The following is a 13,610-nucleotide window of genomic DNA, read 5'->3' as shown; positions in this document are numbered from 1 at the left end:
CTCTAACCGCCCCGAACCGTCATCACCTTTGCCCAAAGCCATTCCATCGAGTGACGGCTGAGCCATCCGGATGACGCCTGCCGACGCCCCAACTAGGGTGCGGCGCAGGCGTTCCGGCACTTGGCCCACCGGCATTGCGATGTCAGTGGCGGGTGCCACAGTGGGGGAGTGAGCAACACCGCCACAGGCAGTCCCGACGAGGGCAGGAGGGGGTGATGTACGGCGTGTCCGGTACCGGTTCCGTTGTCGGCGAGGAGATGGGTGCGCGCGCCGCGCGCCTCCGGGCCCTCGCCGTGCTCCGGGTCCGCGGCAGGGCCCTGGGTGTCGCCGTCCTCCCGGCCGCCGCGGCCGTGGTCCTGTACGCGGGCGGGGTCACCGGCCATATGACCGGGGCCGGCTGGGACACCGCCCGCTGGCTCACCACGGTGCTCGCGCTGGTCGTCCTGCTCGCCGCGGCGGCCGTGGCCCTGGTGATCGCGCGCTCCCGGCCCGCCGTCACCCCCACCGTCGAGCTCGCCGAGACCTCGGCCCCCGACCTCTACCGGATGGTGCGGGACCTGGCCGACCGGCTCGGCGTCCCCGCGCCCTCCGCGATAGCCCTCACCCCCGACTGCGACAGCTGGCTCGAGGACCGTACGCACCCGGCGCACGGCTCCGGGCGTACGGCCGGACTGCGGCGCTCCACCGACGCGCCGGTCCTGGTCATAGGCTCGCCGTTCCTCTGGTGGATGCGGGTCGGTGAGCTGCGCGCGGTCCTCGCCCCCGTCGTCGCCGGTACGGCCCCGTCGGCGCACCCCGACATATCCGCGGCCCGCCGCTTCGTCCAAGGCCTCGACGCCGCCGTCGCCGCTCCCCGTACGCCCGGGCTCGACCCGGTCGGCAGGCTCGGCGCGCACGCGATCGCGTGGGCCGCCCGGGTCCTGCTGCGTCTGTGTCGCGGGCACGCCGCCGAGATGGAGCGGGGCGTCGCCGTGGCCGGCTCCGAGCGTGCACAGGCTGTGGACTACGGCATCCGGATCGTCGCCCAGGAGCAGGTCGGCCTCGCCTACGCGGGCTGGGACCGGCTGCTCACCCGCGTCGCGCTGCCCGCCTGGCGGATGGGTCGCTGGCCGTCGAGCCTCGACGTGGGCGTGGTCGCCGCGCTCACCGAGCTGTCCCGCCGCGACCGCCTCGCCGAGGGCTTCGCCTCCCGGCTCGGCGAGCGCCCGGCCTGTGACCTGCTGGAAGAGCCCGGTGCGGTCGACGAGGCCGCCTCGCTGCTCGCGGCCCGGCTCTTCCACGGCGGCCCGGCGGAGGCCGGCCCGGACTGGGCCCCGGTGGACTGGAGCCAGTACCCGGAGGAGGTCGTGGACCGGAAGTGGCGCAGCGACGCGGCCCGCCTCCACCAGGTCCTCGACGAACTGGGCGTCCTCCCGCCAGGGCCGGGCACCCGTACCGGCCCGGCGCGCGCGACCGTCGGCGGTCCGACGCTGACCCGCGTGATGGCCCACCTGTCGTCCCGCCCCGAGGCGGACGCGGACCTGGCACCCGAGGCCGAGGCGCGGCAGGACGGCGCCCCCAGGCCCCAGCCGACCCGTCCCACGCCCGCCCCCGCCGGCGACCCCGCCTCTTCCGGCGACCTCGCCCCCTCCGACGCTTCCGCCCCCTCCGACGACCTCGCCCCCGGCTCCTCCGTCGCCCCCTCCGTCGCACCCGCCCCCTCCGACGCCCCCGCCCCCTCAGTCGACCTCGACGCCTCCGGCGCCTCCGGCGATCTCGACCCCGTCGAGCTCCCCGTGGCCAACCCCACCGCCGACACCCTCGCCGCCGCGCTCACCGCACGCGTCGCGCGCGAGGAGGCCGCCATGCCCGCCGCGCCCGCCCTCGCGCCGCACACCGCGGCGGGAGCCCTCGGCGGCGACATGCTGCCGCTCTTCCCGCTCCAGCCGCCCCGGACCGGGCGCGACCTCCTCGCCGACCATGTGACGGCGATGGTCTGCTGCGCCGCCGTCGACACCGCCGGCGCCGCCCCCGGCCTCGACTGGCTCGACGGCCCCGCGCTCCTCGTCGGTGGCGTGCGGAACACCGACCTCACCGCCCGCGTCCTCGCCCTCGTCGAGGAGGGCGACCCCGAGCCTCTGAGCGCCTGGCTCACCGAGACGGGCGTCCGCCCCGAGAAGCCCGTCCGACTGGTCTGAGGGCACCAGTCACCGGAAGCTCGCCTTCCGTTCACGTCAATTCGCGACGAACGGTGACGGAGTGCGTGCGTTATGTGATGTGCTGGAGACCGGCACTGACAGCAGCACATGACAGCCCATGACAGCGCATGTGCGACACGACGGCAGACAGCACGCGGGGGAGTCGAGGGAGGGGCGCGTTATGGGGGCGGAGCAGATCAGGCGGTGGGAATCGGGCGCGCTCGCCCACGCCGTCACGGACCCCTTCGGTCAGGGGCCTCTGCCCTGGCTGCGCGGTTCGGAGAACTATTTCGACGACACGGGCCAGGTCGTCCCGTGGTACGCCGACGAGACACTGGCCCGCGGCGGCAGCGGCGGTCCGCGCACGGCCGACGACGTACGGAGCCAGATCAAGGGGTTCGCGTCGAACGGGGCCGTGGCCCCCGGTGAGGCGATCGATTTCCACATCACGGTGGACCCGCCGCAGCAGTTCTCGGTCGACATCTACCGGATCGGTCACTACGCGGGCGAGGGCGCCACCAAGGTCACCACCAGCCCCCGCCTCTCCGGCATCGTCCAGCCCACCCCGCTCGCCGCCGACCGCACCGTCTCCTGCCACCACTGGTGGCAGTCCTGGCGACTGCAGATCCCGGCCCACTGGTCGATCGGCGCGTACGTCGCCGTGCTCACCACCGTCGGCGGCTACCGCTCGCACATCCCCTTCACCGTCCGCGACAACCACCCCGCCGACCTGCTCCTCGTCCTCCCGGACATCACCTGGCAGGCGTACAACCTCTACCCCGAGGACGGCCGGACGGGCGCCAGTCTCTACCACGCGTGGGACGAGGAGGGCCGGCTCCTCGGCGAGCGGGACGCGGCGATCACCGTCTCCTTCGACCGCCCCTACGCGGGCGCCGGTCTCCCCCTCCACGTCGGCCACGCCTACGACTTCATCCGCTGGGCCGAGCGGTACGGCTACGACCTCGCCTACGCCGAGACCCGCGATCTGCACGCCGGTCGCGTCGACCCCAGCCGCTACCGCGGCCTGGTCTTCCCGGGCCACGACGAGTACTGGTCAGTCCCCATGCGCCGGACCGTCGAACTCGCCCGTGACCAGGGCACCTCTCTCGTCTTCCTCTCCGCCAACACCATGTACTGGCAGGTGGAGCTGGGCCCGTCGCCGTCCGGTGTCCCCGACCGGCTCCTCACCTGCCGCAAGCGCCGCGGCCCCGGCCGCTCCGCGCTCTGGCGCGAGATCGACCGCCCGGAGCAGCAGCTGCTCGGCATCCAGTACGCGGGGAGGGTTCCGGAGCCGCACCCCCTGGTCGTACGGAACGCGGACCACTGGCTCTGGGAGGCCACCGGCGCCGGGGACGGGACCGAGATCCCCGGCCTGGTCGCGGGCGAGGCGGACCGCTACTTCCCGCGCACCGCCCTCCCCGAGCACCAGGGCCGCATCCTGCTCGCCCACTCGCCCTACCGGGACGGCGACGGCGCCCTGCGCCACCAGGAGACCTCGCTCTACCGCGCCCCGTCCGGTGCCTGGGTCTTCGCCTCGGGAACCTTCGCCTGGTCGCCCGCCCTCGACCGGCCGGGCCATGTCGACGAGCGGATCCAGCGCGCCACGGCCAACCTCCTCGACCGCATCTGCAAGCGGGACTGACGAGCGGGACTGATCAAGCGCGCCTGATCGAGCGGAAGTGATCGACAAGCGGGTCTGACCAGGGCTTCGAGGGGCCGCGCGCCGAGAGACCCGCGGAGTGCGAGAGAATCGAACTGCTCCTGGATCAACCTACGCGGAGGAACCGTGTCCGGATTCGTAGAAAAGCCCGAGCCCGTCCAGGTCCCGGGCCTGACCCACCTCCACACGGGCAAGGTGCGTGACCTCTACCAGAACGAGGCCGGCGACCTCGTGATGGTGGCCAGCGACCGTATGTCCGCGTACGACTGGGTCCTGCCGACCGAGATCCCCGACAAGGGGCGGGTGCTCACCAAGCTGTCCCTGTGGTGGTTCGACCGGCTCGCGGACCTCGTCCCCAACCACGTCATCTCGACCGAGCTCCCGCCCGGCGCCCCCGCCGACTGGGAAGGCCGCACCCTCATCTGCACGTCGCTGGCCATGGTGCCGGTCGAGTGTGTGGCCCGCGGCTATCTGACCGGCTCCGGCCTCCTCGAGTACGACGAGTCGCGTACGGTCTGCGGCCTCGCGCTCCCCGAGGGCCTCAGCGACGGCTCCGAGCTGCCCGCGCCGATCTTCACCCCGGCCACCAAGGCCGCGGTCGGCGACCACGACGAGAACGTGTCGTACGAGGAGGTCGCCCGCCAGGTCGGCGCGGAGACGGCCGCCCTGCTGCGCCGGACGACCCTCGCGGTCTACAGCCGGGCCCGGGACATCGCCCGCGAGCGGGGCATCATCCTCGCCGACACCAAGTTCGAGTTCGGCTTCGCGTCGACCGAGGCGGGCGAGACGCTGGTCCTCGCCGACGAGGTGCTCACCCCGGACTCGTCCCGCTTCTGGCCGGCCGACCAGTGGGAGCCGGGCCGCGCCCAGCCCTCGTACGACAAGCAATTCGTCCGTGACTGGCTGACCTCCGCGGCCTCCGGCTGGGACCGCAGGAGCGAGCAGCCGCCGCCCGCGCTCCCGCAGGAGATCGTGGACGCGACGCGCGCCAAGTACATCGAGGCGTACGAGCTGCTGACCGGCAACGCCTGGGAGTGACCCCTGGGCCCCGTCCCGGAACACGAAGAAGCCCCCGGTCCGAGAGGACCGGGGGCTTCTTCGATGGAGCGGACGACGAGATTCGAACTCGCGACCCTCACCTTGGCAAGGTGATGCTCTACCAACTGAGCCACGTCCGCATGCGCCGTAGCGCGGAGCCAACTATACCCAACCTTTCTCCCGCGCGAGACGTACCGCCGTGTGACGGTTCTCGGCGCCCAGCTTCGCGGCGGCCGAGGAGAGGTAGTTCCGGACCGTCCCCGGTGAGAGCGAGGCCCGCTCGGCGATCTCCGCGACCGGTGCGCCGTCGGCCGCGAGTTCGAGCACCTCGGCCTCGCGGGCGGTCAGCGGGGAGTCCCCGGCGGCGATCGCGTCGGCCGCCAACTCCGGGTCCACGTAACGGTTTCCGGCGTGTACGGAACGGATGAGTTCGGCCAGCCGCTGGGCGCTGACCGTCTTCGGCACGAAGCCCCGCACCCCGGCCGCGAGCGCCCGCTTGAGGTGTCCGGGGCGACCGTGACTGGTCACGATCATGGTGCGGCAGTCGGGCAGTTCGTCCCGCAGGGATGTGGCGACCCTCACACCGTCGAGGCCCGGCATCTGTAGATCGAGGACGGCGACATCGGGCCGGTGGGCGCGGGCCATGGCGAGCGCCTCGGGCCCGGTGGCGGCCTCGGCGACGACCACGAGATCGTCCTCCAGGGCGAGCAGCGCGGCGAGCGCGCCCCGGATCAGATGCTCGTCGTCGGCGAGCAGCACGCGTACGGTCACGACTCCCCTCCCCGCCTCGGTGCGGGGACCGGCACCAGCGCCGTCACCTGGAACGTACCGCTGTCGTCCGGGCCCGCCTCCAGGGTCCCGTCGACGGCCGCGAGCCGTTCCCGCAGCCCCGCGAGGCCCGAGCCGTGTCCCATCACCGCCCCTTCCCGTACACCGTCGTTCCGGACCGTCAGCAGCACCGAACCGTCCTTCTCCCGCAGCGAGATCGCGCACTTCCGCGCGTCCCCGTGCCGCAGCACGTTGGTCGTCGTCTCCCGTACCACCCAGCCGAGCGCCGACTGGACGCCGGCCGGGAGTTCCATGGTCACCGGGTCGATCGCGCAGTCGATGCCTGCGGCCCCCAGCACCCCGCGCGCGCCCTCGAGTTCGACGCGCAGGTCCGCCTCCCGGTAGCCGCGCACCACGTCCCGTACCTCTCGCTGGGACTCCTGCGCGATCCGCTGCACCTCGATCATCTGGTCGACGGCCTCGGGCCGTTCGCGTCGCGCGAGCTGGACGGCGAGTTCGCTCTTGAGGGCGATCACCGACAGGTTGCGGCCCATGACGTCGTGGAGGTCGCGGCCGAAGCGGAGCCGTTCCTCGGCGACCGCGAGCCGGGCCTTCAGGTCGCGGGAGAGCTCCAGCTCCCAGACGATCTTCATCAGCCAGCCGGAGAACCCGCAGGCGGCGGCGAGGCCGCCGCCGCCCATGGTGATCGCGACGGCGTAGCCGAGGCCCTCGCCCGGGTGGAGCCCCATCGCCACGACGGCGACGCCGGTCGCGAGCGCGCCGGCAGGGACGACGTACAGCATGCGGCGGGGTCTGCGGACGCAGAGCACGAGGCTGCCCATGGCGAAGGTGACCATGCCGGTGACGACGGCGGCGGCCACGGCGGGGTCGCGCAGCACGCCCGTGGCCCGCAGCGCGATCACGGCCAGCGAAGCGCCCGCCGTCAGGACGATCATCGCGGTCGCGAGCCGGACCGGCCGGTCGCGCCGGTCCAGGGCCCAGTCCAGGGCGCGCGAGGAGAGCACGGCGTTCAGTACGGCGTGCGCGCAGACCAGCAGGGTCAGCGTGAGGCCGAGGGGAGTGGCGAGCGGGTTGTACCCGGAGTCCGAGATCGGCACGAGACCGATGGCGCCGATCTCGATCAGCATGAAGAAGTGGAAGCTCCACCGGGTGTACAGCTCGACCTTGGCCGCACTGCCGCGCCGGCTCCACCACCCCGTCAGCCTGGACACGCGTCCGGCCCCCCCTTTTTTCTAGCGTCGCGGTTCCCAGCGGAACCACTTCTGGACAGCAAACACGGTGAGGACGCCCCAGACCAGCGTGGTGAGTGTGGCGGTGACCAGGTCCTGGGTGTCGCCGACGCCGGTCCAGCCGGCCCGGACGAACTCCATGACTCCGGTGAACGGCAGCAGTTCGGTGATGCTCGCGGCCAGGTCCGGAAGGAGGTCGCGGGGCACCATCAGGCCGGAGCCCATGGCCGAGATCAGGAAGAACGGCAGGGTGGTGAGGCCGGCGCTCTCGACGTTCCGCGTGATGGCGGTGGTCGCGGCGGCCAGTCCCGCGAGCAGCAGGATCGCGGCGAGCAGCCCGAGCACGAGCAGGTCGGGCCTGCGCGGCGCGGGTACGTCGAGGACGAGGGTGCCGCCGACGGTGAGGACGGCGCACTGGAGGAGCGCGATGGCGGCGGAGGGGAGCGCGGCCCCGCCGAGGATCTCCAGGTCGGTCGCCTCTCCCGTACGGAGACGCTTGAGGACCAGTTCCTCGCGGCGGGCGACGAGGGCGGAGACGAGGCCCATGTAGACGACGAGGATGAGGACCAGGCCGGTCCCGCCGATGAGGGTGGCTCCCGCCATGCCCATCGGCAGCTCCTCCTGGCCCATCTGCGAGAGCGTGGACCGCAGCACGAAGATCATCAACAGCGGCATGAGGAGGGCGATGAAGAGGTTGTTCTTGTTCCGCCCGAGGAGGGTGAGTTCGGCCCGTCCGAGCGAGGTCATCCGGCGTGCGGTCGCGTTCATCGGGCGGTCTCCAGGGCGTCGTTGCGGGGGCCGTCGGTACGGGAGTCGTCCGTCAGGGAGGCGATCTCCAGGAACGCCTCTTCGAGGGAGGCCGAGCGGGCGTCGAGCCCGTCGAGCCGTACGCCGGCCTCGCGGGCCCAGTCGAGGAGTTCGCCGAGCGCGTGCTGCAGTTCGTGCGTACGGATCTCCACGCGCCGTCCCTCCGCGGCGGCCTTCAGGGTGAGTGGGAGCCGGCCGGGCGCGATGCCCTCGGGGAGGGTGAAGCGGATGCGGGCGGGCCGGGCGGCGGTGACCTCGGCGGGGGTGCCGGAGAGCACGATCCGCCCCTGGTGCATGATCGCCAGCCGGTCGGCCAGGGACTCGGCCTCCTCCAGGTAGTGCGTGGTGAGGACGACGGTCGTGCCTCCGTCCCGCAGCGCCCGCACCAGCGCCCAGGTGTCGCGCCGGCCCTCGGCGTCGAGGCCGGTGGTCGGCTCGTCGAGGAAGAGGACCTCGGGGCGGCCGAGGAGCGCGAGCGCCAGGTCGAGACGCCGCCGCTCGCCGCCGGAGAGCTGCTTGATCCGTACGTCGCGGCGGTCGGCGAGGCCGACCATCTCCAGGGCCTCGCCGATGGGCCGGGCGCCGCTGGTGCAGCCGGCCCACATCCGTACGGTCTCGGTGACCGTCAGGTCGGAGGGGAAGCCGCCCTCCTGGAGCATCACGCCGATCCGGGGCCGGACGGCGGCCCGTTCGCGGTACGGGTCGTGGCCGAGGACGTGGACCGTGCCGCCGCTGGGCGCGGCGAGGCCCTCCAGGAGTTCGACGGTGGAGGTCTTCCCGGCTCCGTTGGTCCCGAGGAGCGCGAAGATCTCGCCCTGGCGGACGGCGAGGGAGATCCCGTTGACGGCCGCGAAGCCGCCGGAGTAGGTCCGGCGGAGGTCGTCGGCCTCGATCACGTTGGTCATGACCTCAGCCTCGCGGCGGCCGGAGCCGGTCGGCAGTGCGCGCTGTCATCACTGCGCATGACAAATGTCAGTGCGGCGCCGGGAGATGAGCGGACACGGCGAAGGCCCCGGTTCCTGAGAACCGGGGCCTTCATTCCTGAGCGGACGACGAGATTCGAACTCGCGACCCTCACCTTGGCAAGGTGATGCTCTACCAACTGAGCCACGTCCGCATGCCTCCGACCGGCTTTCACCGGGCGGTGCGAGCACCACTCTACCTGATCCACAAGAGTGGTCGGTAATGCGATGCAGAGCGGGTGACAGGAATTGCACACTGCGCCTTCCCCCTGGAAGGGGGATGTTCTACTACTGAACTACACCCGCACGCTGCGTGAGGTCCGGCCCTGCGGCCTCGCCCCTCGGCGTGATCCAGACTCTAGCCGATCAGCAGGGGTGCAGTGCAACTCCGTTCCCGTCGGCACGTCGGACGGCGGGATCAACTGGCCTCGCGGAAGGCCTCGTAGACCCGCTTCGGGATGCGGCCGCGGGCCGGCACGTCCATCTTGTTGGACTGCGCCCAGGCGCGGACCGCCGCCGGGTCGGGGGCGAGAGCGGTGTGCTTGTACGAAGCCACGGAGGCGGGTGATCCGCCGGCCCGGGCGGCGGCGGCCTTGCCGGTCAGCTTCCGGCCGGCCGCGAGGTAGGGCGCCAGCGCCTTGCGCAGTTTCTTTGCATTGGCGGGATTCAGGTCGATCTCGTACATCTTCCCGTCCAGGCCGAACGCCACCGTTTCCGCCGCTTCTCCCCCATCGATGTCGTCGAAGAGAGTGACCACTACTCGCTGAGCCACGGATATCGGTCCTTTCCTGCGGTCCCACCGTGTCCAGTTCGGCGCGTCGAGCGCCTCTGACGTGCGGCGACACCGGCTTTGCGGCTACCCCGGGGCAATGCTGCTTTCCTCTGTATTCCTTTGTACAGCGGTAGGCGTCGCATTGTGAAGCCCAGCCAATTGCATCCGCGTGTCCCGCCGCAATGGGCCGCGCAATATTTCACTTGAATTTTCCGTGGGGATCTTCGGGGGCGTTTGTAGGGTCCTCCAGTCCTCTACCCGCGTAGAATTTGGAGGCAGGTACGCTGAGGGAACCGCCCACGCAACACACCACCGGGAGTGCCAGTGGCACGCGTCGTAGTCGACGTCATGCTCAAGCCGGAGATTCTCGACCCCCAGGGCCAGGCCGTGCAGCGCGCACTGCCCCGCCTCGGATTCGAGGGAATCGCCGACGTCCGCCAGGGAAAGCGCTTCGAGCTGGAGGTGGAAGGACCGGTCGACGAGGCCGCCCTCGCCCGCATCCATGAGATGGCCGAAACCTTCCTCGCCAACACCGTGATCGAGGACTTCACCGTCAAGGTCGAGTCCACGGAGACCGCCGGGGCCTCGTCGTGACCGCACGCATCGGCGTTGTCACCTTCCCCGGAACGCTCGACGACCAGGACGCGCTGCGCGCCGTCCGTCTCGCCGGCGCCGAGCCCGTCTCGCTCTGGCACCGCGACAAGGACCTCAAGCAGGTCGACGCCGTGGTCCTGGCCGGCGGCTTCTCCTACGGCGACTACCTGCGCGCCGGGGCCATCTCCCGCTTCTCGCCGGTGATGGAGCCGCTCATCGAGCAGGCGAAGGCGGGCATGCCCGTCCTCGGCATCTGCAACGGCTTCCAGATCCTCACCGAGGCCCATCTGCTGCCGGGCGCAATGCTGCGCAACAACCACCTGCACTTCATCTGCCGCGACCAGAAGCTGCGGGTGGAGAACGCGGAGACCGCCTGGACGTCCGACTACGAGCAGGGCCAGGAGATCCAGGTCCCGCTCAAGAACATGGACGGCCGGTACGTCGCCGACGAGCGGACGCTCGACGAGCTGGAGGCCGAGGGGCGCGTGGCCTTCCGCTACGTGGACATGAACCCCAACGGCTCGCTCCGTGACATCGCCGGCATCACCAACGCCGCCGGGAACGTCGTCGGGCTCATGCCGCACCCCGAGCACGCCGTCGAGCCGCTGATCGGTACGGGCCGTACCGACGGCCTCGGTTTCTTCACCTCGATCCTCAAGAAGCTGGTCAACGCCTGATGAGCCTCGACACCGTCAAGCACGCCACCGAGACCCCGGACAGCGAGCAGCCGTGGAAGGAGCTCGGCCTCAAGGAGGACGAGTACGCGCGCATCCGCGAGATCCTCGGCCGCCGTCCCACCGGTGCCGAGCTGGCCATGTACTCCGTCATGTGGTCCGAGCACTGCTCGTACAAGAGCAGCAAGGTCCATCTGAAGCAGTTCGGCGAGAAGGTCCCGGTCAACGACGCCATGCTCGTCGGCATCGGCGAGAACGCGGGCGTCGTCGACGTCGGCCAGGGTTACGCGGTCACCTTCAAGGTCGAGTCGCACAACCACCCCTCGTACATCGAGCCCTACCAGGGCGCGGCCACCGGCGTCGGCGGCATCGTCCGCGACATCCTCGCCATGGGCGCCCGCCCGGTCGCGGTCGTCGACCCGCTGCGCTTCGGCGCGGCCGACCACCCCGACACCAAGCGCGTGCTCCCCGGAGTCGTCGCGGGCATCGGCGGCTACGGCAACTGCCTGGGCCTGCCGAACATCGGCGGCGAGGTCGTCTTCGACGAGTGCTACCAGGGCAACCCGCTGGTCAACGCCGGCTGCATCGGTGTCATGAAGCACGAGGACATCCACCTCGCCAAGGCCTCGGGCCCCGGCAACAAGGTGATCCTCTACGGCGCCCGCACCGGCGGCGACGGCATCGGCGGTGTCTCGGTCCTCGCCTCGGAGACCTTCGACGACACGAAGCCGACGAAGCGCCCCGCGGTCCAGGTCGGCGACCCGTTCCAGGAGAAGCTCCTCATCGAGTGCACCCTGGAGATCTTCAAGGAGAAGCTGGTCGCGGGCATCCAGGACCTGGGTGGCGCCGGACTCTCCTGCGCGACCTCCGAGCTGGCCTCCGCCGGCTCCGGCGGTATGCGGGTCGACCTCGACCGGGTCCACCTGCGCGACGCGACGCTCTCGCCCGAGGAGATCCTCATGAGCGAGTCGCAGGAGCGCATGTGCGCGATCGTGGAGCCCCAGCACGTCGACCGCTTCCTGGAGATCTGCGAGAAGTGGGACGTCATCGCGGTCGTCATCGGTGAGGTGACGGACGGCGAGCGGCTGGAGATCTTCTGGCACGGCGAGCAGATCGTCGACGTCCCGCCGCGCACGGTCGCCCACGAGGGCCCGGTCTACCACCGACCGTACGCCCGCCCGGAGTGGCAGGACGCGCTCCAGGCCGACGACGCCGGCAGGCTGCCCCGGCCGCAGAACGGCGAGGAGCTGAAGGACCAGGTCCTGAAGCTGGTCTCCTCCCCGAACCAGGCGTCGAAGTCCTGGATCACGGACCAGTACGACCGGTTCGTGCAGGGCAACACCGTCCTGGCGCAGCCCGAGGACGCGGGCATGGTCCGTATCGACGAGGAGACCAACCTCGGTGTGGCCATGGCCACCGACGGCAACGGCCGGTACGCGAAGCTCGACCCGTACACGGGTGCGCAGCTCGCGCTGGCTGAGGCGTACCGCAATGTCGCCGCCTCCGGTGCGAAGCCGCTGGCGATCTCGGACTGTCTGAACTTCGGTTCGCCCGAGGACCCGGCCGTGATGTGGCAGTTCGCCGAGGCCACCCGTGGTCTCGCGGACGGCTGCCTGCAGCTCGGCACCCCGGTGACCGGCGGCAACGTCTCGCTGTACAACCAGACGGGCGAGGTCGCCATCCACCCGACGCCGGTCGTGGCCGTGCTCGGTGTGATCGACGACGTCAACCGCCGTACGCCGATCGCCTTCGCGGAAGAGGGCCAGCTCCTCTACCTGCTCGGCGACACGCGTGAGGAGTTCGGTGGCTCGGCCTGGTCCGAGGTCATCCACCAGCACCTCGGCGGTCTGCCGCCGGCCGTGGACCTCGACCGGGAGAAGCTGCTCGGCGAGATCCTGATCTCGGCCTCGCGCGACGGCATGATCGACGCGGCGCACGACCTGTCCGACGGCGGTCTGGTCCAGGCGGTCGTCGAGTCCTGCCTGCGCGGCGGCACCGGCGCGCGCCTGGTCGTCCCGGACGGCCTGGACGCCTTCACCTTCCTCTTCAGCGAGTCGGCCGGCCGCGCGGTCGTCGCCGTCCCGCGCAGCGAGGAGCTCCGCTTCACCGACATGTGCGGCGCACGGGGTCTCCCGGCGACGCGGATCGGTGTCGTGGACGGCGACGAGGTCGACGTGCAGGGCGAGTTCAGCGTTTCTCTGGAGGAGCTGCGCACGGCGCACGAGGCGACCATTCCGGGCCTGCTGGCCTGACACGGCGCATCACGGGAGCCCCCGTCCGGACCTTCGGGTCCGGGCGGGGGCTTTCTCGTTCTCTCCCCACGGCACTCTCTCCCTCACGACACTTGCGTGAGATTACGTAATTACGTAATCTCGACATCATGGAGCTGGAAGAGCGGGTGGCCGAGCTGGAACGCCGTATGGCGGCCCTGGAAGGCGCGGAGCGCCCCGCGCCCGAGGTCGTCGACGCCACCTTCTGGGCCCTGGAAGGGCTGAAGGCGCAGCTCGCCGAGGCGGGCCCGCGGGGCGAGGACGGCGGGGTGCTGTTCACGGGCTCGGTCCGCCTGCCGACCCAGGAGCGGTACGAGTGGCAGTTCGGCGCCCTCACCGAGCGGCTGCTCGAGGAGGACTGGACCGAGACCGCCGACTCCTTCGCCGCGCTCGGCCATCCCGTACGGCTCCGGCTGCTGCGGGAGATCCTCGGCGGCCGGCGCACGGCGGCCGAACTGGCGGACCTGGAGGAGATCGGCACGACCGGCCAGATCTACCACCACCTGCGCCAGCTGACCGGCGCGGGCTGGCTCCACACCACGGGACGGGGCCGCTACGAGGTGCCGGGAGCCCGGGTCGTGCCGCTCCTGGTGGTCCTCACCGCCGCCCGTCCGTAACCGCGATCGTTCAGGGGGGAA

General features: G+C 71.4%; 12 protein-coding genes and 3 tRNA genes. 7 read left to right on the top strand and 8 right to left on the bottom strand.

The window, feature by feature from the left end:
• Positions 1-215 precede the first annotated feature (215 nt).
• From ACZ3OF_RS15975 to ACZ3OF_RS15965, 3 genes are all read left to right on the top strand, one after another.
• Positions 216-2,177 (top strand): M48 family metalloprotease, encoded by a 1,962-nt coding sequence (locus ACZ3OF_RS15975; RefSeq protein WP_467305071.1) that lies wholly within the window; start codon positions 216-218, stop codon positions 2,175-2,177.
• Between the two features lie 181 nt (positions 2,178-2,358).
• A complete protein-coding gene (locus ACZ3OF_RS15970; RefSeq protein ID WP_361670548.1) occupies positions 2,359-3,819 on the top strand; it encodes a N,N-dimethylformamidase beta subunit family domain-containing protein in 1,461 nt (486 codons plus the stop codon).
• Between the two features lie 144 nt (positions 3,820-3,963).
• Positions 3,964-4,875 (top strand): phosphoribosylaminoimidazolesuccinocarboxamide synthase, encoded by a 912-nt coding sequence (locus ACZ3OF_RS15965; protein ID WP_361670551.1) that lies wholly within the window; start codon positions 3,964-3,966, stop codon positions 4,873-4,875.
• A 64-nt stretch (positions 4,876-4,939) separates the two neighbouring features.
• Here ACZ3OF_RS15965 and ACZ3OF_RS15960 read toward each other — a convergent pair.
• The 8 genes from ACZ3OF_RS15960 to ACZ3OF_RS15925 form a co-directional block, all read right to left on the bottom strand.
• Positions 4,940-5,015: transfer RNA gene (locus tag ACZ3OF_RS15960), tRNA-Gly, on the bottom strand.
• Positions 5,016-5,037: 22 nt separating this feature from the next.
• On the bottom strand, positions 5,038-5,646 hold the full coding sequence (locus tag ACZ3OF_RS15955; RefSeq protein ID WP_361670554.1) for a response regulator transcription factor: 609 nt from the start codon (positions 5,644-5,646) through the stop codon (positions 5,038-5,040).
• A complete protein-coding gene (locus ACZ3OF_RS15950; protein ID WP_361670557.1) occupies positions 5,643-6,875 on the bottom strand; it encodes a sensor histidine kinase in 1,233 nt (410 codons plus the stop codon). Before ACZ3OF_RS15950 ends, ACZ3OF_RS15955 begins: the two co-directional genes overlap by 4 nt.
• 21 nt (positions 6,876-6,896) lie before the next feature.
• Complete coding sequence (locus ACZ3OF_RS15945; RefSeq protein WP_361670560.1) at positions 6,897-7,661, bottom strand: ABC transporter permease; 765 nt, start codon at positions 7,659-7,661, stop codon at positions 6,897-6,899.
• Entirely contained in the window at positions 7,658-8,605 is a 948-nt protein-coding gene (locus tag ACZ3OF_RS15940) for an ABC transporter ATP-binding protein (protein WP_467305068.1), read from the bottom strand. Before ACZ3OF_RS15940 ends, ACZ3OF_RS15945 begins: the two co-directional genes overlap by 4 nt.
• 139 nt (positions 8,606-8,744) lie before the next feature.
• Positions 8,745-8,817 (bottom strand) — tRNA-Gly (locus ACZ3OF_RS15935).
• 79 nt (positions 8,818-8,896) lie between these two features.
• Positions 8,897-8,968, bottom strand: a tRNA-Gly gene (locus tag ACZ3OF_RS15930).
• Between the two features lie 112 nt (positions 8,969-9,080).
• Positions 9,081-9,434 carry a histone-like nucleoid-structuring protein Lsr2 gene (locus tag ACZ3OF_RS15925; RefSeq protein ID WP_361435727.1) on the bottom strand — a complete coding sequence of 118 codons (354 nt, stop codon included), beginning with the start codon at positions 9,432-9,434 and terminating at the stop codon, positions 9,081-9,083.
• A gap of 324 nt (positions 9,435-9,758) precedes the next feature.
• On the opposite strand from ACZ3OF_RS15925, the gene purS reads away from it, so the two are divergent.
• The 4 genes from purS (at position 9,759) to ACZ3OF_RS15905 (ending at position 13,589) form a co-directional block, all read left to right on the top strand.
• Positions 9,759-10,028 carry a phosphoribosylformylglycinamidine synthase subunit PurS gene (gene purS / locus ACZ3OF_RS15920; RefSeq protein ID WP_260230829.1) on the top strand — a complete coding sequence of 90 codons (270 nt, stop codon included), beginning with the start codon at positions 9,759-9,761 and terminating at the stop codon, positions 10,026-10,028.
• A complete protein-coding gene (gene purQ, locus ACZ3OF_RS15915; RefSeq protein ID WP_361435730.1) occupies positions 10,025-10,705 on the top strand; it encodes a phosphoribosylformylglycinamidine synthase subunit PurQ in 681 nt (226 codons plus the stop codon). Before purS ends, purQ begins: the two co-directional genes overlap by 4 nt.
• Positions 10,705-12,954 (top strand): phosphoribosylformylglycinamidine synthase subunit PurL, encoded by a 2,250-nt coding sequence (gene purL / locus ACZ3OF_RS15910; protein ID WP_361670566.1) that lies wholly within the window; start codon positions 10,705-10,707, stop codon positions 12,952-12,954. The genes purQ and purL overlap by 1 nt, the downstream gene beginning before the upstream one ends.
• A gap of 128 nt (positions 12,955-13,082) precedes the next feature.
• Positions 13,083-13,589 carry an ArsR/SmtB family transcription factor gene (locus ACZ3OF_RS15905; protein WP_361670568.1) on the top strand — a complete coding sequence of 169 codons (507 nt, stop codon included), beginning with the start codon at positions 13,083-13,085 and terminating at the stop codon, positions 13,587-13,589.
• Positions 13,590-13,610: the final 21 nt, after the last annotated feature.

Source organism: Streptomyces sp. NPDC022552 (genome assembly GCF_055561875.1).
The sequence above is the reverse complement of the archived record's forward strand: the minus strand, read 5'-3'. Positions and strand labels throughout refer to the sequence as shown.

Excerpts from the sequence above, each read along its gene's own strand:
- ACZ3OF_RS15975 (WP_467305071.1), top strand. The coding sequence starts at position 216 with ATGTACGGCGTGTCCGGTACCGGTTCCGTTGTCGGCGAGGAGATGGGT.
- purL (WP_361670566.1), top strand. The coding sequence starts at position 10,705 with ATGAGCCTCGACACCGTCAAGCACGCCACCGAGACCCCGGACAGCGAG.
- ACZ3OF_RS15945 (WP_361670560.1), bottom strand. The coding sequence starts at position 7,661 with ATGAACGCGACCGCACGCCGGATGACCTCGCTCGGACGGGCCGAACTC.
- ACZ3OF_RS15970 (WP_361670548.1), top strand. The coding sequence starts at position 2,359 with ATGGGGGCGGAGCAGATCAGGCGGTGGGAATCGGGCGCGCTCGCCCAC.
- ACZ3OF_RS15905 (WP_361670568.1), top strand. The coding sequence starts at position 13,083 with ATGGAGCTGGAAGAGCGGGTGGCCGAGCTGGAACGCCGTATGGCGGCC.
- ACZ3OF_RS15940 (WP_467305068.1), bottom strand. The coding sequence starts at position 8,605 with ATGACCAACGTGATCGAGGCCGACGACCTCCGCCGGACCTACTCCGGC.